The sequence below is a fragment of the Bacillus cereus group sp. Bc031 genome, assembly GCF_027716265.1.
In the GTDB taxonomy this organism is placed as follows: domain Bacteria; phylum Bacillota; class Bacilli; order Bacillales; family Bacillaceae_G; genus Bacillus_A; species Bacillus_A paranthracis.
Window position 1 is genome coordinate 1 of sequence record NZ_JAQFUL010000096.1, and the last position, 17,031, is coordinate 17,031.

Genomic DNA, 17,031 nt, shown 5'->3' on the forward strand with positions numbered 1-17,031 from the left:
CTGTTGAATACAGAAATCATCTTCTTGATGCCGCCTAACTTTTTTTAAAATGTCCTTTACAAAGGGTACGGATTAGATTAGCTCTCTTTTTGTTTGTACTCCAAAACAGTATTTGGGCATGTTAATAAAATCTTTTTTAATTCTTCTGTGGATAATTCAATTGTAAATTCAGGTACACCAGGTGTAATTAAAATTTTATCGTACGTATAAATAGCGTTATCCACAATAATTGTTACATCGTGTGAATACCCGAAAGGAGCTACACATCCTGGCGTACAACCAGTTTTGTCTCGCAGTTCATCAGCGGAACAGAGAGATAAGCGTTCTCCTGTTAGTTCTTTCATCTCTCCGCGGTTAAGCCTTGTGCCCTCTAACGTGAAAAATACGTAATAATCTCCAGCCTTTGATTTTAAAAATAAGCTTTTACTTGGAGTACCTTGTAAGCCAAGCCTCTCGCGTACGATCCGATCTGTCTCATAATCGAGTACCGGTTCGTGTTCGAATTTTTCATAAGAAACATTTGTTTTATGTAGTAAAGCAAGTACATCTTCGTACATATGGAGTGATACCCCTTTCTATTATTAGTACAGTTTCTTCTCGTGGCGTCAACTGAATGTGTTGGAAAGAGATATTACTTGGACGGTGCTTTCCATAATCGTTTTAGGCTACATTGTTCATTAATTGTAATTTCGTACATATCAGGATTCGTTAAAGCTCTCCATTCATGAAAGCCGATCGTATGATCAAAGTGCTTTAAAATGAGCGTAAGTAAGTTTCCATGTGTAACGAGTAATATTGTAGTATGGTTTAATTTTAAAACGTCTTCGATAAGCGATATAGCACGGTCCGTTGCTTGTTTTGTTGACTCTCCGCCTGAAAAGGCAATATCTATATTTGTAAAAGTAGATTCTAGTTTTTGCATCCAATCGTCCATTGAAACGTCGCTTAATATGCGTTCAGCTAATCGTTCATCTTCTTGGATAGACAAATTAGCTTGGAGTGCATAGGGCCGAATAGAATCGATAGCTCGCACAAATGGGCTTGAAATAATATGATCTATTTGTAGTTGGTTTTCTAAAAGGAATGTAGCAAGGGTGTTTGCTTGTTTTTTTCCATCGGTCGTTAATTCGGCATGACGTTCTTGTCCAGCGGCTGAACAATGTCGTATTACAATGATTTTCTTCATAATTCATCCCCATCTTTCAAGTTGACGCTATATACTTCGACAAATGCGGAAAAAATTCCTTTTTATTGGAAACGGCATATTGATTTATAGATATGGAAAAGTAATGTGGATAATGAAAATTGAGGTGCCAGTATGAAAAAAATGATATGTCTCGTATTCATGATTTGTTTTCTTACGCAAATGTCCACAACATATGCACAATCCAATCAAAAGTTAGATTATCCAAGTAATCGAAATAAGCCATTTGTGAGCGAAGATGTGTTTTACGAACAGTTAGATAAGAAAATGTATAAAGAATACAATAATGCAGCGTATAGTGTTCGAAAAAAGATTTTATTTAAAGAAGTACCCGACGAAGAATATTCCTTTTTACAAAAAACAGCCGCGGGTTGTCGGGGTGAAGTAGTGCTTCAAGATTCTTTTATTCACCCTGATCGCCAAGTTTATTTTTTCGCTTCCTTTTCTCAAAATGAAGTAGAAGAGTTACACAAGTACATCGTTATAGATGCAGAAACAAAGAAGGAGCTACAAAGCGGTAAAAGTTATCATCGCTATGATAATCTTTATAAAAAATAACCCACCAACAGGCGGGTTATTTTTACTTTGGCACACTCATTAATTTCTCTTTCATTTTACGAATAAGAATGATAGCGCCAATTGTGAAGAGAAGGGTGATTCCTTCTGCAACAAAGATGTTAATTGTTTTCGTTTGGTAAAGTGCCGCGAAGAAGTCTACAAGTGCGTGGAATAGTATAGCGTACACAAGGAAGATATACTTCTTCTGTTTTACTGCGTATAAAACAAGCATTGTAAAGGCGATTTGCAGCACGAGTGCCATAATTCTTTCTAAGCTGCCAAGGAAGTATAAGTAGGCAGGTTGCTGAATTAACATGTCTTGTAGGCGGCTTAGTTCTGGCATTTTTTCGACCATCTGGGCGAAGCTACCGTTGTTAATTGAATTCGCAAATATAAGTGCTTGGAATGCAGAGAATCCGCCAACTAAAATGGATTCAATTCCGCCGTGACCGATTCCGTAAGCGAAGCCATCTTTATATTCTTGATATTTTTTTAGTAGGAAGAAGAAGGCAACGAAGCGTCCTAATTCTTCAAATATACCAGCAGTTAGTCCGCCATAAAGTGCGAAAACAAATGGATTTTCTAAAATTGGAGCGATTGCTGGATTACCGCGCATAAATAGGTGGAATGGTGTTTCGAGAATTTGGGTAAATCCGATAAAGATAAGAACACCAACGCCGACCACTTTCCAATTTATATTATATTTTTTACGGAAATAAACGAGTACAATAATTGGGACCAGAATCGAGACAATGAGTTGAAAGATGATGCTGGCAATTACAGTATTTGAAACCATATTTTCACCGCTTTCTAATATATGTACATATCTATTATGCATGAAATATTTTATAAAGAAAATGAATTTACTTATTGACTCTAACGTTGCGTCATACTTTATCGTATGTATTAAGGGGGAGATACACATGGCAATGAAGGTAAAAGAAGTAGCTAATTTAGTTGGAATTAGTGTGCGCACACTGCATCATTACGATGAAATTGGGTTGTTAACCCCAGATGAGACGACAGAGTCTGGATATCGTCTGTATTCCAATGAAAATTTAGAGACGCTGCAGCAAATTTTATTTTTTAAAGAATTAGGCTTCCCTTTGAAAAAAATTAAAGAAATTATCATGAGTCCATCATTTGACCGGGAAGAAGCATTACAGCTTCATAAGAAAATGCTTCTTGAAAAGCGGGATAGGTTAGATAAAGTGATTGCGACGATTGATAAAACAATTCAGCATACAAAAGGAGAGATTGAAATGACGAATAAAGAGAAATTTGAAGGCTTCGATTTCAGCCATAATCCGTACGAAGAAGAAGCGCGTGAAAGATGGGGAGACAGAGCTGTAGATAAAGCGAATGAATATGCGAAAGGTATGTCTAAAGAAAACCAAGAAGAGTTTAATACGATTTACAGAAACTTAGCGGCGCTTAGACACGGGGCACCAGATTCTAAAGAGGCACAAGAAGCAATTGGAGTATGGTACAATTACTTGCAAAAATTCGGTGAATATTCATTAGATGCTTTTAAAGGACTTGGTCAAATGTACGTCGCTGATGAGCGCTTTACGAAAAATATCGATAAGTTTGGTGAAGGATTAGCTCAGTTTATGTGTGATGCGATGGAGGTTTACGCAAATCGTAAGAAATAGTAAAAAATAAAGAAGATGGAGGTTTTCTCCACCTTCTTTATTTTTTTATCATATCATTTAAAGTCTGATCCCCTGTATTGTTCAAATGAGGATTTTTACTCATTTCACGTTTTAACATATCGAGGCTTTGCGTATATTCTGTATCATTTAATGCGCCAGATTGAAGCCCTTGAATTTGAGAAATCAACTTTTGGTCTGTTGATACATATGCTTTATAATAGCGAGGGACGATGGACAAAGCAGCTCTATATACTTGATCCGCTACGAGTTTCGGATCCGTTGTGTTTGCACGGTATACAACAAATACTTCATCGTCTGTAACGAGCGTAGCAGCGTTTGTAACGTCAGGAAGTTTGACTGTCATGCTTGCAATCATTTCAGCAACTTTCTCACGGTTAATGGCTCCTACTTGTTTATTAGATACTTCATGCTTTTGTTTAGATGAATAGCCGACTCTCGTTAATCGTGTATTTGTATTTTCCGTATGATACATGTCATTTTTGTTGGAAACAAGAACACGACTTCCTTCTTCACGTTCCATTTCGGCTTTATTCGTTGGTTGGCAGCCTGCGAATAAGGAAAGAGTGAGGAGAGAAAGTATAATTTGTTTTTTCACGATGTATCACCTCCTTCTCCATAGCATGCACTAATTTTCAATTTTTTGTATTTGAAATTGTTGGTTGGTATGCTTTGTGATACGATAAAAAGAAGAATGCTTAGAGAGGAAGTTAATGATGGAGCAAAAGCAGGAGATTCATGCTACGGTGAGCATTAATAATGTGCAGTACGAAGTAATTAAAAACTTTCGTGACGGTTTTAGTGAAGAAGCATTTAAAGAGCGCTATGCAGAAATTTTAAATAAATATGATTACATCGTTGGGGACTGGGGTTATGAGCAACTTAGATTGCGCGGATTCTTTGATGATAGTAACCAGCGTGCGACATATGATACGAAAATTAGTACGTTATCGGAGTATTTATACGAGTACTGTAACTTTGGTTGTGCACACTTCGTATTACGAAAAGTGAAGAAATAAAAAAATCCTCTTACAATTGTAAGAGGATTTTTTGCATATTCTCATTTATAAACAAATCGAGATACGATCGCCTTCAGAAAGTATTGTATTTGGTTTCATTTGTTGTCCGTTCAATTGAATATCCCCGTTTTTAATTTTATCCACAATGCGTGTACGGCTCCAGTCGGAAATATATGTGGATAATGCTTTATCCATCCGGTGAGAACCGAAAACAAGGTCTAATACAATCGTAATTTCAGCTATACCACTTTCTTTATGCTGTGTAATGGAAATGGTAGTAGTAGTTGCTTCTATTTGATCTTCCTGCGTCATATCGACTGTTTCAACGTGGTCAGTATATGATTTATAAATATGCAATTTTTGATTCCACGTATGATCTTTCGGACATTTATAAATGGCAAAGCGGTATATGTTTTTTCCGTTGGCGTTATGCCTACGAATATTTGTGTCGGTAAATAGGGTAGTGCGTCTGCAATTTTTACAATACTTTTCGATTGTGTTTTGCTCGTTTTCATATAAACTCCAAGAAAGTTGTACTTTTTGCATTTTCCTTCACCTCTTATAGTAGTGGTAAAGGAACGTAATACAGCTATTTGGATGCCTTGTAGTATGAAGACATGAGAAAAAGACAAAAATAAAAGGAGGTTCCCGTAAAGAGGAACCTCCGTAAACATCATACTACAGATGCAATACGTTCCTTTGTAATGGGAATGGGCAGACTACTCCCTTGAAAAAGCGTGGTGCTTTTTTGAGAGTAATGCTATCCAATTGCTGGTCCATTACAAAGTAAATGTTGGCATACGTAGATAACGTCCTTTCTATCCAAATAGATTTATTCTTCATTATAACACAGATAATTGAAAATTCAAAATACTTAAAGTGGAAAAACACCAGCTAAAAGCTGGTGCCTAAGATAAATTATATAAGTTCAAATAAAAATGAGCGTAGTTCTTCTGCAATTTCTTCAGTCATAGAAAATGCGTGCTCTAAGTAGCCTGGTTCGTTTAAATCGTCGGCGCCGATGATTGCAAATTTATTACGCTGCATATCAAGGACAATTGTTTTACCGTAATGACGATCGGAGTATAGTAGCGCTAAATCATGACGCTCATTTTCTCCCATAAAGCTAACGAAACGAGTTTTTGTAGCGACAGTGTCGTCGTACAGAAAGAAACGTTCTTCCATACACATGGCTCCTTTTATTAAATATCTAAGTTTAAGTGTGGCTTATGATCTAAATGGTGATGCGTTTTAATGAATCGTACCGTTCTTGTTTTGTAACGCATTACGATAGAGTATGTTTCAGCTAAATCTCCGCCTAGGAATTTCACGCCGTCTAATAACTCACCAGCAGATACACCAGTTGCTGAGAAGATTGCATCATCACCAGACACTAAGTCTTCTAGCATTAGAAGTTGACGAGGGTCTTCTAATCCCATTTCACGACAACGAGCTTCTTCTTCTTCGTTCATTGGAACTAAGCGAGCTTGCATTTCACCTTCAAGGCATTTTAATGCTGCTGCAGAAATAACGCCTTCTGGAGCTCCGCCAATACCTACGAATAAATCAATACCAGTTCCAGGTAGTGCTGTTGCGATTGACGCACCAACATCACCGTCACCAAATAATTTTACGCGTGCACCTTTTGCACGAACACGATCGATAATATCTTGATGACGTTCACGTTCTTGAACGATAACTGTTAGATCGCGAATCTTTTTATTGTTAGCTTCCGCTACAATTTCAATTGTTTTTTCAATTGGATCATCTAAGCTAATTTTACCAGCTGCTTTTGGACCAACCGCGATTTTTTCCATGTACATATCAGGAGCATGAAGAAGGTTTCCTTTATCTGCGATTGCGATAACTGCCATTGCGTTTGCAAGACCTTTTGCAACGATGTTTGTACCTTCTAATGGGTCAACGGCGATGTCTACTTCTGGACCGTTACCTGTTCCTAGTTCTTCACCAATATATAACATCGGTGCTTCATCAAGTTCTCCTTCACCAATTACAACTGTACCTGCCATGTTTACTGAATCGAACATATCACGCATTGCTGTAGTTGCTGCATCATCTGCTTCATTTTTCTTTCCGCGGCCCATCCACTGTGCGGATGCTAATGCTGCTGCTTCTGTTACACGGACAATTTCTAGTGCGAGTTCACGTTCCAAGATTCCATTCCTCCAATTTCAAAAATCATACAAATATAACTATAACAAATTACGGGGAAAAGGTGAATTCGAAAAATTGTCGATTTTTTCAGAAGAAAGCGTTACAATTAAAATGTAAATGCTTTAATTTCCAGGTAGGTGACATTCATGTATTTTGTAGACAGAAAGAAAATAGAACAAATGCTAGTATGTTTAGAACGAGCAACAAGTACATTTCAAGAGAAAAAGATATATGAAACCGAGTTTGAATTTTACGCATTAGAACGCATAGCGCATCTAATGATTGATTCTGTATTAGATGTAGGGAATGCGATGATTGATGGATTTATTATGCGCGATCCAGGAAGCTATGAAGATATTATTGATATTTTAATGGACGAGCGAGTGATAAGTGCAGAAGATGGACAAGGGATGAAAAGAATTATCCTTCTTCGAAAAATGCTTACGCAAGATTATATTCAAATGAATCATGATGAATTATATAAGACGATTCAAAAACATATTGCAGTGGTAGAGAAATACCCAGCCAATATTCGCAGTTATTTAGAAAAGGAATTAGGACCTGTATCTGCATTTGTACCAGAATAATTATGCTTATAAGATCCCCAAGTTACCTTTTTGGGGATCTTATATTGTATGTGAGGGAGAAGGGTGAAGCATGGGGGAAGCACGTACGACGAAAGATGAAATTATCCAATTGTTGAAAGTAAAGGGAGAGCACACGGTAGCGGAACTAGCTGAAGTTTTAGAGATTACAGAAATGGCGATCCGAAGACACTTAAGTAATCTTGAGAAAGATGGTTTCATCTATTCCAAGATGGTAAGGCAACATGTCGGAAGACCAACTTATTTGTATGGATTAAGCGAAAAGGGAGAAGATACATTCCCGAAGGAGTATAAGCAATTTGCGATTGATATACTAGAAGATTTAGCTCGAATGGGCGATGAAAAAATACTTCGTTACGTTTTAAAAGAGCGAACGAAGCGAATGGAAGAACAGTTGCAAAAGCGAGTGAGTAATCAAAAGAATTTAGCATATAAAGTGCAAGAGATAGCGGCTATGCAAGAGAAAAATGGTTATATGGTTCAAATTAAGAGAGACGGAGAGAATTCTTTCGTAATTGAAAAGCAAAACTGTCCGTTAAAGGAAATTGCCGAGAGATTCCCGCAAGTGTGTGAAGATGAAAAAGAAATGTATAAGCGTTTATTTGCAGGAGCAGATGTAAAGACGCTAGCAAACATGTGCGAGGGCGATTGTAGTTGTTCTTATCAAATAAAAGAGAAAAAATGAACGTTATGGGGCGCTTTAAGGTAAAGCGTTTTTTTCTTTGTAAAAAGCGGGTAATATAAGAGTGGTATGATAAGGTGAGAACGTTAGCATAGAAGGAGAGACATAATCGATGTATAAAGGTTACTTAATTGACTTAGACGGTACAATGTATCGCGGAGAAGAACAAATTGAAGAAGCGAGCGACTTCGTAAAAGCATTAGGAGAGCGCGGCATTCCATATTTATTCGTTACGAATAACTCAACTCGTAAACCAGAACAAGTGGCAGAAAAACTTGTTCGTTTCGATATTCCAGCGAAAGCAGAGCAAGTATTCACAACGAGTATGGCAACAGCAAACTTCATTTACGAACGTAAACAAGACGCAACTGTATATATGATTGGTGAAGAAGGCTTACATGATGCGCTTGTGGAAAAAGGATTTGAACTTGTGGATGAAAATCCTGATTTCGTTGTTGTCGGTTTAGATCGTGACATCACATATGAAAAGTTAGCAAAAGCTTGTCTTGCTGTGCGTAACGGCGCAACGTTTATTTCTACAAATGGAGACATTGCCATTCCGACTGAGCGCGGATTATTACCAGGTAACGGTTCATTAACATCAGTTGTAGCAGTATCAACAGGTGTGGATCCAATCTTTATCGGAAAACCAGAATCAATCATTATGGAACAAGCTTTAAAAGTGCTTGGCATAGAAAAGAATGAAGCCTTAATGGTTGGGGATAACTACGATACAGACATTTTAGCAGGAATCAATGCTGGTATGCATACGCTTCTTGTCCACACTGGAGTCACAACTGTGGAGAAGTTAACAGAATACGAAGTTCAACCGACGCAAGTTGTGCATAACTTGACGGAGTGGATTGAGAAGATGTAATGAAGAAAGCTGTTCCAAACTTTGGAGCAGCTTTTTTTCTAATATTCAGTTGTGAATAGTGTCGTTTTTTGTCTGTAAGTCGATATAATTAGAAAATCGCCGATATAATCTGAGTTGCGCTGATATATTAAAAAAATCGCTGATATAATTTTATTTAAAATGCACGATTCACAACATCTTTAACCTCTTCAAGATATTGTTTACGCACACTATCATCTACAGAAGGAACACTTGTATAGAATGTATGCTCAATTGTTTCAATACCTGTAAATTCAAAAATACCAACATCAGCTGTTTTTTTCATTGCGTCAAACATACCGCCTGCTGTGTATGCCTCTTTCGTATTTCCCATTGTAGATAATAATAATCCTTTTTTACCGCTTAATAACTTCTCGATGCCATTTTCACCGTAAGCATAAGCGAAGCCGTGGCTAAATACACGGTCAACGTATCCTTTTAAAATAGCAGGAAGTCCCGCCCACCAAACTGGATAAATAAATGTAATGCTATCAGCCCAAGAGATATGCTCTTGCTCTTCTTTAATATCTGCTGGTGTGTTTCCTTGAGAAAATGAGATGAAATCGGAAGCGCCTAATACTGGATTGAAGTTTAATTCATATAGATCGCGAACGCGTACTTCATGACCTTTTTCTTCTAATTCACTTTTTACCGTTTCTAAAATCGCATGGTTGAAGCTTTCTGTATTTGGGTGTGCATAAACGATTACATGTTTCATTGTTCTTCCTCCTATTTGTGATATGTGAATGGTTTATCTGTAACCATTATTGTTACTTCTTTTATGAAAGTCAAGTAATACATATGTATAAAAAGACGCCTCAAATCGTCTTTCTACACACCACTCATACAAAGAACAAAGAAAACAAATAAAATAATGATAATACCAATGCCGAAGTTAAATACGAGAGTACTATCCATATATGTAACCTCCTAATTTGAAAGTAAAAAGCACTCTAGCCAAGAGTGCTTTTTTATTTTGAGTCTACTGCATAACTTTTAGAAAAGAATTCATGCATGTAAAGAGTTACATTATTTTATGTGCTTATGCTTTGAAATGAGTAAGTCCTTGTAAGGTATAGAAAAAAAGACACTCTTTCGAGTGTCTTTCAAGATGACAAAATGTGCCAATTGCTTGAGTTTGATAAGGCGCTAATATCCGTTTTAACGCCTTTTCTTTGATCAAGAAGTGTAGCAACAGCGATTCAAATGAATTGTACCATTTGTTCCGTGGGCGTGCGTATGCAATTGTGCATATTTCAATTAGAGGGAAATGAGGCACGAAAAATGAATGAGTATATAGAGAATATTTGATAAGGGGAGAGAAGGATGGATATACATAAGTTAACGGTAGAAGAAGCAAATGAGATAAATACGTGGACGTATGAAGAACCTTATCATTTGTATAGTTTTTCAGGCGAAGAAGAAGTAATAGAAGAATTATTAGATGGGACGTATTATGGCTGCTGTGACGATAATGGGGAGTTTATCGGCTATTTTTGTTTTGGAGAAAATGCACAAGTGCCAGGGGGACGAGATGCCCATTTATATGGTGGAGAAGATGTAATTGATATCGGACTTGGCATGAAGCCGGCGTTAACAGGGAAAGGGCTGGGAAAAATGTTTTTTCAAGTTGGCATAGCATTTGCTGTTAAAGAATTTAGGCCGAAAACGTTTCGACTTAGTGTAGCGACATTTAATACAAGAGCGATTACGCTATATAAAAACATAGGTTTTCAGCAAGGGCCCATTTTTTTGAGCCGCGGAAGAGAATTTATGCTCATGGAATATGAAAGACCGTCAGTATGACACTGACGGTCTTTCATATTTTATTATTCCGAATGCTCAGCTCTGTGCGCTAAACGGCTTGAAGCAGCGGCAGCGATTCCGCCAACGATATCATCAAGGAATGTATGCACCTTTCCAGTTGATTTATCATTTAAGTATTCTAAAATACCAGGTTTTAATTTATCGATATATCCAAAGTTTGTGAAACCGATAGAGCCGTACACATTAACGATAGAAAGTGCGATCACTTCATCAATTCCGTATAAGCCTTCATCACGTTTTACGATATCTTGTAACGGCTCACTTAACATGCCTTTTTCAGCGAGAACATCGAGTTCGATACCTGTAATCAGTGCGTTTTGTACTTCACGTTTTGATAATACACGCTCAACGTTATAACGGCATTCTGACATCTCTAAATTTGGATGATATTTTTTTTGAAGAAAATGAACAAGTTCAGCAATATCATCAATTGTTACACCGCGTTCTTGTAATAGTTGCAATGCTCTTTCTTGTAGTTGATTTGATTCTTTCATGTTTATCACCTTTTTTTCTTTTTAGTATTTGTATACGTTTCGTTGCTTTATCATGTGCATAGGAATGAAAGGCGAGCACAAGCTCATATATATAAAGAAAAACCATAGGTGGCGACTGCGATGATTCATCATATTTATGAGCATTATCATATGCATGTTAAAGAATTAATCCCCCTTGGCCCCTATAAAAGCTTTTGGATTCGCAACAAAATTTATGTACTTGTTCCAATTGGAGAAATGGAGGAAGAAGTACTTGTAGAGATGAAAAAGCTCAGTGATTATATGAACCAGCAAGGGGATATAACTGTAGCGACTTTCGTTCCGACTATACACGGCTACTATGTAAGTGAGATAGAAGAACAAAATTACTGCTTATTAAAAGGTATGCGCGCGTTAGAACGACATGCTATGTCATTAGGAAGTGAGCTTTCTATATTCCATAAACGAGGTGCATTCTTTCCAGAAGAAATTGAGCAACTAAGCCGCATTGGTGAATGGAAAGCATTATGGGAAAAAAGGCTCGATCAATTAGAAAAGTTTTGGCAATCACAAGTGATGAACCACCCTACAGACGTATTCGATCAATTGTTTATTGAATCCTTCCCGTATTACTTAGGAGTTGCGGAAAATGCCATTCAATATGTTGTTGATACAGAAATGGATGACACACCGCAACTAACGGATGCAGCAACCATTTGCCAAGAACGATTCACACCTTTATTATGGCATCAAACGAAGCGTCTCAAACTTCCTTTTGATTGGGTGTATGATCACCCAACTCGAGATATAGCAGAATTAATCCGCTATATGATGATTGAAAAAAAGAAAGACTGGGAGCAAACAATCGTTCAATTTGTTACAGATTATGAACGGAATTATTCGCTATCCTCATTTGGGTGGCGCCTATTATTTGCAAGGCTCCTGTTCCCGCTTCACTATTTTGAAACAGTCGAACGATATTACCAAACAGGAAACGAAGAACAAAAAAGCATGTATAGAGATCGTTTAGAAGCCATTTTACACGATGTGAACCGCTCTGAGCAATTTATGAATCATTTTTATGGCTCACTCCGTTTACCAGTTGATAAGCTTGGGATTAGAAAATTAGATTGGCTGTCTTAAAAGTATAAAAAAGAGACCGATTGAGGTCTCTTTTTTATATACCACAATTGTATGTAATACATTATGCCCCTACCTGTTGATCTGCACATATATTTAAAATGAATTGATGTTGTTCGATTTTTTCATTTACTTTACTCAATAATTCTTGCTGGATTTCTTTAAATAAAAATTGATAGCTCGCATTCCATGTCGGTATAACGGATGAAAGGTCTAATAAATACTCTTTTTTCTTTTCTAGTTCTTGAATTGTTAAAAACGTGTTCCCCATTTTTGGCATGTGTCGTCCCCCTATGTTTTTTACTTTATATGTGTGAACGATTCACTATATAGTATCAATTATCGCATTTTTTGAGAAGGATTTCCAATTTTGTTTTATGATGTTAACGGATAAATGTGATTTGTATAAAAAAAGGAGACCAAATTTGGTCTCCTTTTAGCAAGTGGCTTTGAACGAGCCGCTAGATAATATCTAGCTCTAGCGGCTAAAATGTTCGGTGGCTAGAACAGTCGGCCATTTCGCGCCTTCCTGTGAGGCAAAAAGCGCCTCTTCGTCAGGAGCTCCAATGACCTCCTGTTCTGAACGAGCCGCTTCCGCTTTTAGATTAAAATACTTGTTCTACTTCTATAACGCCTGGTACTTCTTCAAGTAATGCGCGTTCGATACCAGCTTTTAGTGTGATTGTAGAACTTGGGCAGCTTCCGCATGCACCCATAAGGCGTAATTTTACGATACCTTCTTCAATGTCTACTAATTCAACGTCTCCGCCATCGCGAAGTAAGAATGGACGTAATTTATCTAATACTTCTAGTACTTGTTCTTGCATATGTGGGTTTTCCATTTTTATCGACTCCTTTCATCAGTTTTATTATAATCAAGATAGAGGGGAAAATCTATTTTTTCTGTTCTTGTTTTATTGCCGAAATTTTTTATCATGTTTACAACGTGTTTTTTCAGTATAGGGGTATGGAATAAGTTTGTAAAATGATGTGCTTATGTAATAAGACATCTGAATATACTGTCAGAACAAGAAGTGGGGGAGAAGAAATGGTTAATGTGCAAGTGTATGGGACGAAAGTAATTTGTGCGAGCTGCGTTGGAATGCCATCTTCAACAGAAACGTTTGAGTGGCTACAAGCGGCGATTGGTCGTAAATATGAAGGACAAGAAAATAAATTTAATTTCGAGTATATTGATTTTCAAGAAGAACAAGAAGATGAAGATAAAAAAGCATTCGCGGAGCGCGTAGTAGAGGAAGATTTATTTTATCCGGTCGTTCTTGTAAATGGAGAAATTGTTGGAGAAGGAAATCCTCGTTTGAAGGATGTTTACGAAGAAATCGAGAAATATTTATAAAGCAGGAAGCCTTTGCGAATTTGCAAAGGCTTTTTTTATTGGAGGGATAGATGTGGAGAATGTAGTAAAGCATGCGTTACCGAAAGAAGTAGAGCAGTTGATGGAGCAGTACATAGTAGGACTGAAAGAAATTTTTTTAGATGAAAAAATAGTCGGGGTGTATATTTACGGATCCATCGCACTCGGTGCATTTCATGCAGAAACGAGCGATGTTGATTTTGTCACGGTAATAAGTGATCCCGTGAATGAAGCTGAAAAACAGCAACTTGTAGAGCTTCATAAGAAACTTAGTGGTAGTACGTTAGGGAAAAGAATGGATGGTATGTATATTCCGCTTGCTGATTTAGGAAAATACAATGATGAAATGAATGAGTACGTGTATTGTGCAGATGGTAAGGCGAATATAGGGCATTGGGATATTAATGCAGTCACATGGTGGACATTGAAAAATCAAGGTATTACAGTGAGCGGGAAAGAAGCAGAAGACCTTTCGTTCGAAATAAGGTGGGATGATGTAGTAAATACGATGAAATACAACGTAGAACAGTACTGGAGCGGGAAGGCGAAGCAGCCATATGTATTCTTTATAGAAGAATGGGTAGAATCAGCGGTCGTTACGATGGGGCGTATTTTATATACACTAGACCATAAAACAATCGTTTCAAAAGATAGAGGATTGCAATACTTATTAGAACATTCAGCGGAAGAGTGGGAGCTTTTATTAAAAGAAGTAGCGAGAATACGGGAGAATCCAAAAGGAAAGAGAATGCTCTCAAGGTGGAGAAGGGCAGATATGACGAAGAGGTATTTGCTGCACTTAATTGAGACGTGTAGAGAGAAATGGTAGGGAAGAAAATGGACAATACAGTTGAGTGTATTGTCTTTTTTTACGTTTAATTTGGTATATAATGGTTTAAAAGGTTTAATTATACTGGAGGGGATATGGTGGACACGGAATTAGTTACATATAAAGAAAAGAATGTACAAATGAGTATGTTAGAAGTAATCAGCATGATAGTAATTATTTTTGGGGTAATGTACGGAATTGGTTATTTGAACTTTTTATATGAATTCTCATTATATCCGTGGTATGTAAATCATCTCATTTCACCCTTCACGTTTTGTATGATTATTGTAATGTATGCACCGGCAAGAAATTACTGTGTGCATTTACTAAAATCAATACAATTCAATAACTCAAAACATTATGTAACAATAATAATGACAATGATCGTACTGCTTATATATCTTGCGGTATTAAATTTAGTTTTACCACATGGGCTTCGTGTGGGGGAATCTAATATAGTAATAGAGCCTACTAAAAATGAAATCATTTTATATGTAGTTGTACTCACGATTTTTGCGCCGATTTGGGAAGAGCTTGTATTCCGAGGTATGTTTTTTATGAAATTATCTCAGCGCTTCTCTACACTTAGTAGTGCCGTTATAAGTGCTTTCATATTTACTTTAGGGCATCCCCTTACAGTAGGGAGTATTTTATATATTTTTGGTATAGGCATAAGTTTAGCCTACATCTATAAGAAAACAAACAATTTACTCGTTCCAATTGGAATTCATGTATTAAACAATTCATTTTATTTATTAGTAAATTTTCAACTATAAAAAGACGCCCTTTTGAAAAGGGCGTCTTTTCTATTTTGTAGTAGGTAGAAAGGGCTTTACACGCATTGTGTAGAGGCAAGGTAATACAAAATATAAATAGTTTCATGTGAAACATTTTTCATTATCAAATATACAAAATACTTAACTTAGTGTATTAAACCTATCATTCATAAGTATTCTAATATATTAAAAAGAAAAATGGAATAATAAACGGTAAATTGTAGGAATATATTCGATTTCTGTTCATTTTTATGAAATATATGTCCTTTTTGTTAGATTCCTTCTTTTTATTTCTATAAAATACACGTATGTAGATATGAGAAAAGGATGATGTACGTGAAGGACACTGTTTTACAAGAAAAAATTTCTCCGCAAGAGTTGCATAAAGTTGTTCAAAAGAATACAGCTTATTATGACTTTAAGTGGGGCAAAGTAGAAAATCCAGCGCAAGGGAATACGTGGAATTGGGTAGCCTTTTTCTTCCCAACTTTTTGGTTAGCTTATCGTAAAATGTATAAGTTGTTTATTATACTTACGTTATTGGCGGTACCTAGTATCGTTGTAACTCCTTTTATAGATATTCCAGATGGGATTTATTTAACATGTAGTTTAGTTCTTCAGTTAGGAACGATGATATTTACTGGATGGCAAGGAAACCGTTTATATTATAAGCATGCTGTTCGTGTATTACATAAGGGAGAAGATATGCCAGATCATGAGAAGGCGTATTACTTACAATCAAAGGGTGGCGCTAGTTTTGCTGGTATGGTTGGTTTCCAGGTTATAGTTGGAATCATGTTTGGTGGAGCTATGTTCGGACTCTCACTTTTACCAACTGAGCCGAATATTAAAAATGTCGTTCGTTCAAGTAGTGAAGGGGTGACTTTAGAGATTATGACGGATAATCCAACTTGGAAGTTTGTGAAGAAAGAACAAGATTATGATGTAGTAGAATTTACTGGTTATGATTATACAGAGAAGAAAAACGTGAAAATTAAATTTGCTGTTTATTTTAGTGAAGACTATTTTGAATGGCAAGAAGTATATGAGAATAATAAGAAGTTAAGTGAAGATGAGCTAGAAGAGTATCAATTTTATATTGAAGAAAATGGTTGGGGGTTCTAGTCAGAACTCGTTCATTTTGAAAAGGAGGATCTTGTGAAGGTTCTTCTTTTTTACTTGGAAACACCATACGAATTGAAATTTTGTAAAATACAATAAAAAATGAGAATTTGAGGTAGGCTTGTCAATAACGTGAGACTATGGCACTATATAGAAATGCTATACAAATTTTATTTATCGAGATGTAAACATCAATTTTGATTTTTACGTATAAATAATGAACGGAGGAAATGAATTTATGGCTACTTTACCAAATTGTCCAAAATGTAATTCAGAATATACGTATGAGGATGGCGTTCTTTTCGTATGTCCTGAGTGTGCTCATGAGTGGGGCCAAGAAGCAGAAGCTGAAAATAATGATGGTGCAAAAGTTGTAAAAGATGCGAACGGAAACGTTCTTCAAGACGGCGATGCTGTTACTGTCATTAAAGATTTAAAAGTAAAAGGAACTTCTTCAGTTGTGAAGATCGGTACGAAAGTAAAAAGTATCCGTCTAGTTGATGGCGATCATGATATTGATTGCAAAATCGACGGTTTCGGAGCTATGAAGTTAAAATCACAATTCGTTAAGAAGGCGTAAGTAAATAAAAGGAGGAGGCGTATTAAAATGTACCCTATAGAATAGACACTTAAAAAAAAGTCTATTCTATAGGGTCTTTCTTGTATAATGAGAGAAAA

General features: G+C 36.5%; 24 protein-coding genes. 13 read left to right on the forward strand and 11 right to left on the reverse strand.

Translation table 11 applies throughout. From position 1 onward, the window contains the following. Window positions 1–77: 77 nt before the first annotated feature. Window positions 78–557, reverse strand: coding sequence for a YbaK/EbsC family protein (locus PDQ33_RS24750; RefSeq protein ID WP_061131755.1), 480 nt, complete (start codon window positions 555–557; stop codon window positions 78–80). A 74-nt stretch (window positions 558–631) separates the two neighbouring features. Further along, window positions 632–1,186 carry a histidine phosphatase family protein gene (locus PDQ33_RS24755; RefSeq protein ID WP_061131754.1) on the reverse strand — a complete coding sequence of 185 codons (555 nt, stop codon included), beginning with the start codon at window positions 1,184–1,186 and terminating at the stop codon, window positions 632–634. A 132-nt stretch (window positions 1,187–1,318) separates the two neighbouring features. Between PDQ33_RS24755 and PDQ33_RS24760 the strand changes: the two genes are divergently transcribed. Next, the gene (locus PDQ33_RS24760; RefSeq protein ID WP_061131753.1) at window positions 1,319–1,762 is read left to right on the forward strand and encodes a hypothetical protein; all 444 of its coding nucleotides are present in this window, start codon (window positions 1,319–1,321) and stop codon (window positions 1,760–1,762) included. A gap of 22 nt (window positions 1,763–1,784) precedes the next feature. Here the strand turns inward: PDQ33_RS24760 and PDQ33_RS24765 are convergent, their stop codons facing one another. Continuing rightward, the gene (locus tag PDQ33_RS24765) at window positions 1,785–2,600 is read right to left on the reverse strand and encodes a YhfC family intramembrane metalloprotease (protein ID WP_002163480.1); all 816 of its coding nucleotides are present in this window, start codon (window positions 2,598–2,600) and stop codon (window positions 1,785–1,787) included. Between the two features lie 85 nt (window positions 2,601–2,685). Between PDQ33_RS24765 and PDQ33_RS24770 the strand changes: the two genes are divergently transcribed. Beyond that, window positions 2,686–3,417, forward strand: coding sequence for a MerR family transcriptional regulator (locus PDQ33_RS24770; protein WP_061131752.1), 732 nt, complete (start codon window positions 2,686–2,688; stop codon window positions 3,415–3,417). Between the two features lie 37 nt (window positions 3,418–3,454). Here PDQ33_RS24770 and PDQ33_RS24775 read toward each other — a convergent pair whose 3' ends face one another. Beyond that, complete coding sequence (locus tag PDQ33_RS24775; protein WP_270756792.1) at window positions 3,455–4,033, reverse strand: YhcN/YlaJ family sporulation lipoprotein; 579 nt, start codon at window positions 4,031–4,033, stop codon at window positions 3,455–3,457. Window positions 4,034–4,151: 118 nt separating this feature from the next. Here PDQ33_RS24775 and PDQ33_RS24780 point away from each other — a divergent pair, with 118 nt between their 5' ends. Then, the gene (locus PDQ33_RS24780) at window positions 4,152–4,454 is read left to right on the forward strand and encodes a YutD family protein (RefSeq protein WP_000435941.1); all 303 of its coding nucleotides are present in this window, start codon (window positions 4,152–4,154) and stop codon (window positions 4,452–4,454) included. A 45-nt stretch (window positions 4,455–4,499) separates the two neighbouring features. On the opposite strand, the gene PDQ33_RS24785 is transcribed toward PDQ33_RS24780, so the two are convergent. From PDQ33_RS24785 to glpX, 3 genes are all read right to left on the reverse strand, one after another. Beyond that, the gene (locus tag PDQ33_RS24785) at window positions 4,500–5,000 is read right to left on the reverse strand and encodes a hypothetical protein (RefSeq protein WP_061131751.1); all 501 of its coding nucleotides are present in this window, start codon (window positions 4,998–5,000) and stop codon (window positions 4,500–4,502) included. A 372-nt stretch (window positions 5,001–5,372) separates the two neighbouring features. Then, window positions 5,373–5,639: a DUF3055 domain-containing protein gene (locus PDQ33_RS24790; RefSeq protein ID WP_000392606.1), complete on the reverse strand. Its 267-nt coding sequence runs from the start codon at window positions 5,637–5,639 to the stop codon at window positions 5,373–5,375. Window positions 5,640–5,656: 17 nt separating this feature from the next. After that, window positions 5,657–6,628 (reverse strand): class II fructose-bisphosphatase, encoded by a 972-nt coding sequence (glpX, locus tag PDQ33_RS24795; protein WP_000439091.1) that lies wholly within the window; start codon window positions 6,626–6,628, stop codon window positions 5,657–5,659. Window positions 6,629–6,775: 147 nt separating this feature from the next. Between glpX and PDQ33_RS24800 the strand changes: the two genes are divergently transcribed. The 3 genes from PDQ33_RS24800 to PDQ33_RS24810 all read left to right on the forward strand — a co-directional run bounded on the left by PDQ33_RS24800 (window position 6,776) and on the right by PDQ33_RS24810 (window position 8,793). After that, window positions 6,776–7,216 (forward strand): DUF86 domain-containing protein, encoded by a 441-nt coding sequence (locus tag PDQ33_RS24800; RefSeq protein ID WP_270394872.1) that lies wholly within the window; start codon window positions 6,776–6,778, stop codon window positions 7,214–7,216. Window positions 7,217–7,286: 70 nt separating this feature from the next. Then, the gene (locus tag PDQ33_RS24805; protein ID WP_071729366.1) at window positions 7,287–7,919 is read left to right on the forward strand and encodes a helix-turn-helix transcriptional regulator; all 633 of its coding nucleotides are present in this window, start codon (window positions 7,287–7,289) and stop codon (window positions 7,917–7,919) included. Window positions 7,920–8,028: 109 nt separating this feature from the next. Beyond that, a complete protein-coding gene (locus tag PDQ33_RS24810) occupies window positions 8,029–8,793 on the forward strand; it encodes a TIGR01457 family HAD-type hydrolase (RefSeq protein ID WP_000276467.1) in 765 nt (254 codons plus the stop codon). A 154-nt stretch (window positions 8,794–8,947) separates the two neighbouring features. Here PDQ33_RS24810 and PDQ33_RS24815 read toward each other — a convergent pair whose 3' ends face one another. Continuing rightward, entirely contained in the window at window positions 8,948–9,529 is a 582-nt protein-coding gene (locus PDQ33_RS24815) for an NAD(P)H-dependent oxidoreductase (protein ID WP_000683422.1), read from the reverse strand. 608 nt (window positions 9,530–10,137) lie between these two features. Between PDQ33_RS24815 and PDQ33_RS24820 the strand changes: the two genes are divergently transcribed. Then, a complete protein-coding gene (locus PDQ33_RS24820) occupies window positions 10,138–10,617 on the forward strand; it encodes a GNAT family N-acetyltransferase (protein ID WP_000351171.1) in 480 nt (159 codons plus the stop codon). Window positions 10,618–10,640: 23 nt separating this feature from the next. Here the strand turns inward: PDQ33_RS24820 and PDQ33_RS24825 are convergent, their stop codons facing one another. Beyond that, window positions 10,641–11,132, reverse strand: coding sequence for a phosphatidylglycerophosphatase A family protein (locus tag PDQ33_RS24825; RefSeq protein WP_000665103.1), 492 nt, complete (start codon window positions 11,130–11,132; stop codon window positions 10,641–10,643). Between the two features lie 120 nt (window positions 11,133–11,252). Here PDQ33_RS24825 and yutH point away from each other — a divergent pair, with 120 nt between their 5' ends. Continuing rightward, on the forward strand, window positions 11,253–12,254 hold the full coding sequence (yutH, locus tag PDQ33_RS24830) for a spore coat putative kinase YutH (protein WP_270756785.1): 1,002 nt from the start codon (window positions 11,253–11,255) through the stop codon (window positions 12,252–12,254). Window positions 12,255–12,315: 61 nt separating this feature from the next. Here the strand turns inward: yutH and PDQ33_RS24835 are convergent, their stop codons facing one another. Beyond that, the gene (locus tag PDQ33_RS24835) at window positions 12,316–12,531 is read right to left on the reverse strand and encodes a hypothetical protein (RefSeq protein ID WP_001125488.1); all 216 of its coding nucleotides are present in this window, start codon (window positions 12,529–12,531) and stop codon (window positions 12,316–12,318) included. 325 nt (window positions 12,532–12,856) lie between these two features. Further along, window positions 12,857–13,093: a NifU family protein gene (locus tag PDQ33_RS24840; protein WP_000431159.1), complete on the reverse strand. Its 237-nt coding sequence runs from the start codon at window positions 13,091–13,093 to the stop codon at window positions 12,857–12,859. Window positions 13,094–13,299: 206 nt separating this feature from the next. Between PDQ33_RS24840 and PDQ33_RS24845 the strand changes: the two genes are divergently transcribed. The 5 genes from PDQ33_RS24845 (at window position 13,300) to phnA (ending at window position 16,933) form a co-directional block, all read left to right on the forward strand. Next, window positions 13,300–13,608 carry a YuzD family protein gene (locus PDQ33_RS24845; protein WP_000248590.1) on the forward strand — a complete coding sequence of 103 codons (309 nt, stop codon included), beginning with the start codon at window positions 13,300–13,302 and terminating at the stop codon, window positions 13,606–13,608. 52 nt (window positions 13,609–13,660) lie between these two features. Further along, a complete protein-coding gene (locus PDQ33_RS24850) occupies window positions 13,661–14,455 on the forward strand; it encodes a nucleotidyltransferase domain-containing protein (RefSeq protein WP_270394867.1) in 795 nt (264 codons plus the stop codon). Between the two features lie 98 nt (window positions 14,456–14,553). After that, window positions 14,554–15,231, forward strand: a complete 678-nt coding sequence (locus tag PDQ33_RS24855; protein WP_270394865.1) for a CPBP family intramembrane glutamic endopeptidase — start codon at window positions 14,554–14,556, stop codon at window positions 15,229–15,231. Window positions 15,232–15,561: 330 nt separating this feature from the next. After that, a complete protein-coding gene (locus PDQ33_RS24860) occupies window positions 15,562–16,356 on the forward strand; it encodes a DUF2628 domain-containing protein (RefSeq protein ID WP_061131745.1) in 795 nt (264 codons plus the stop codon). Between the two features lie 235 nt (window positions 16,357–16,591). Then, window positions 16,592–16,933 (forward strand): alkylphosphonate utilization operon protein PhnA, encoded by a 342-nt coding sequence (gene phnA, locus PDQ33_RS24865; RefSeq protein WP_000212737.1) that lies wholly within the window; start codon window positions 16,592–16,594, stop codon window positions 16,931–16,933. Window positions 16,934–17,031: the final 98 nt, after the last annotated feature.

Excerpts from the sequence above, each read along its gene's own strand:
- PDQ33_RS24810 (WP_000276467.1), top strand. The coding sequence starts at position 8,029 with ATGTATAAAGGTTACTTAATTGACTTAGACGGTACAATGTATCGCGGA.
- PDQ33_RS24820 (WP_000351171.1), top strand. The coding sequence starts at position 10,138 with ATGGATATACATAAGTTAACGGTAGAAGAAGCAAATGAGATAAATACG.
- PDQ33_RS24785 (WP_061131751.1), bottom strand. The coding sequence starts at position 5,000 with ATGCAAAAAGTACAACTTTCTTGGAGTTTATATGAAAACGAGCAAAAC.
- phnA (WP_000212737.1), top strand. The coding sequence starts at position 16,592 with ATGGCTACTTTACCAAATTGTCCAAAATGTAATTCAGAATATACGTAT.
- PDQ33_RS24860 (WP_061131745.1), top strand. The coding sequence starts at position 15,562 with ATGTACGTGAAGGACACTGTTTTACAAGAAAAAATTTCTCCGCAAGAG.
- PDQ33_RS24825 (WP_000665103.1), bottom strand. The coding sequence starts at position 11,132 with ATGAAAGAATCAAATCAACTACAAGAAAGAGCATTGCAACTATTACAA.
- PDQ33_RS24845 (WP_000248590.1), top strand. The coding sequence starts at position 13,300 with ATGGTTAATGTGCAAGTGTATGGGACGAAAGTAATTTGTGCGAGCTGC.
- PDQ33_RS24780 (WP_000435941.1), top strand. The coding sequence starts at position 4,152 with ATGGAGCAAAAGCAGGAGATTCATGCTACGGTGAGCATTAATAATGTG.
- PDQ33_RS24800 (WP_270394872.1), top strand. The coding sequence starts at position 6,776 with ATGTATTTTGTAGACAGAAAGAAAATAGAACAAATGCTAGTATGTTTA.
- yutH (WP_270756785.1), top strand. The coding sequence starts at position 11,253 with ATGATTCATCATATTTATGAGCATTATCATATGCATGTTAAAGAATTA.
- PDQ33_RS24840 (WP_000431159.1), bottom strand. The coding sequence starts at position 13,093 with ATGGAAAACCCACATATGCAAGAACAAGTACTAGAAGTATTAGATAAA.
- PDQ33_RS24755 (WP_061131754.1), bottom strand. The coding sequence starts at position 1,186 with ATGAAGAAAATCATTGTAATACGACATTGTTCAGCCGCTGGACAAGAA.
- PDQ33_RS24760 (WP_061131753.1), top strand. The coding sequence starts at position 1,319 with ATGAAAAAAATGATATGTCTCGTATTCATGATTTGTTTTCTTACGCAA.
- PDQ33_RS24835 (WP_001125488.1), bottom strand. The coding sequence starts at position 12,531 with ATGCCAAAAATGGGGAACACGTTTTTAACAATTCAAGAACTAGAAAAG.
- PDQ33_RS24750 (WP_061131755.1), bottom strand. The coding sequence starts at position 557 with ATGTACGAAGATGTACTTGCTTTACTACATAAAACAAATGTTTCTTAT.
- PDQ33_RS24805 (WP_071729366.1), top strand. The coding sequence starts at position 7,287 with ATGGGGGAAGCACGTACGACGAAAGATGAAATTATCCAATTGTTGAAA.
- PDQ33_RS24790 (WP_000392606.1), bottom strand. The coding sequence starts at position 5,639 with ATGGAAGAACGTTTCTTTCTGTACGACGACACTGTCGCTACAAAAACT.
- PDQ33_RS24770 (WP_061131752.1), top strand. The coding sequence starts at position 2,686 with ATGGCAATGAAGGTAAAAGAAGTAGCTAATTTAGTTGGAATTAGTGTG.
- PDQ33_RS24765 (WP_002163480.1), bottom strand. The coding sequence starts at position 2,600 with ATGCATAATAGATATGTACATATATTAGAAAGCGGTGAAAATATGGTT.
- PDQ33_RS24815 (WP_000683422.1), bottom strand. The coding sequence starts at position 9,529 with ATGAAACATGTAATCGTTTATGCACACCCAAATACAGAAAGCTTCAAC.